Below are 1367 nucleotides of genomic sequence, written 5' to 3'. Positions count from 1 at the left end.
CCCGTGGTCGGCCCACCCCGGCCGACCACGGCCCGATGCGGCCGGCGGGCGCCCCCGCGCGTCCCGCCGTCCGTCACGTCGTCCCGTCGACGACCACTCCGGATGCTCCACCCCACCCCGGATGCCGGACCCACCCGCCCGGCCGCCGCGCCGCCCCTCCGGCCCGGCCTTCCCACTCGTTCGTCCCGCCGTTCCCCGAACGGCTCAGCGGACCGCCGCGGCCCGTTCCCGGTAACTGCGGACGACCGCCGCGTCCCGGTAGGGCTCCAGCCGCCGCTCGAAGTCGTGGATGTACTCGTGCGCCCGGACGGAACGCATCTCCGACGCCTGCTGCGCCGCTTCGGAAGCAAGCGCGCACGCCTGCTCCAACTCGCCCAGCCCCAGCCTCGCGGTCGCCAGCACGACGCGGCAGAACAGCCTGCTGCGTGCGTACGCGGGGCCCCGCAGCTGGAGCGACCGCTCCGCGTGACGGGCCGCTGCCCGGTGCTGCTGGAGATCACGGTGGCAGTGCCCGCACTCGTCGGCCAGCTGCGCCTCGTCGAAGAAGCGGGCCCAGTGCGGCACCTCGTCACCCGGCCGGGACGCCTCCAGCGCCCGTTCGGCCCGCGCCAGCGACGCGGTGCAGGCGCGCACCTCGCCGAGCAGTCCGTGGCCCCGGGCCTCGGCCGCGTGCAGCAGTGCCTGGACCGCGGGCGGCGCGGAGGCCGCGGTGCCCTGCTGCGCGACGCGGGCCAGCTGGACCGCCTCCCGGCCGTGCCCGAGGTAGACGGCCTGCCGCGACATCGACACCAGGACGTAGCTGCCGTAGCCGCGGTCACCGGCTGCCTGCGCCAGCCGGAGCGCCTGCACGAAGTAGCGCTGCGCCAGGCCGTGGGCGGCGATGTCGTACGCCGTCCACCCGGCCAGGCGCGTGAGGTCCGCCGCCGCCGCGAAGATCCGACGGCCGGTCTGCTCGCTGTAGTTGCCGCGCAGCAACGGCTCCAGCTCGTGTTCCAGGTACCGGATCAGCGCCTGCCGGGCGTGGCCGCCGCCGTAGGCGTTGTCGAGCTTGCGGAAGAGGTCGGCGACCGAGTGCAGGGCGGCGATGTCACCGGCGGTCACCCGCTGGCCGGGCCCCCGCTCGGTCCGGTCGCGGTGCGCGACCGCCACCTCGGCCGCGGACCTGCCGCGGCCCTGCTCCGGTACCCGCAGCACCGGACGCAACTGGCCCGGGAGCCCCGGGGCCCCGGGCACGGCACGGGGGGCGGGCGGGCCCCCCGGAAGCCCCCGCACGCCCAGGACGTGCGCCGGGGCGTACGGCACCTTCACCGTGACGGCCGACGTGACCCGCTGGACCCGGGCGAAGTTCCTCTCCGAGGTCGGCAAGG

Annotated in this window: 1 protein-coding gene; it reads right to left on the bottom strand. The window is 76.8% G+C overall.

Annotated elements, in window-relative coordinates:
- Positions 1–204 precede the first annotated feature (204 nt).
- On the bottom strand, positions 205–1367 hold a 1163-nt coding region (locus tag HCJ92_RS24085; protein WP_245241228.1), incomplete at its 5' end, for an NsdA family TPR-like regulatory protein.

Source organism: Streptomyces spiramenti (assembly GCF_012034385.1).
In the GTDB taxonomy this organism is placed as follows: Bacteria; Actinomycetota; Actinomycetes; order Streptomycetales; family Streptomycetaceae; genus Streptomyces; species Streptomyces spiramenti.
This window is presented reverse-complemented; position numbering and strand designations above follow the sequence as displayed.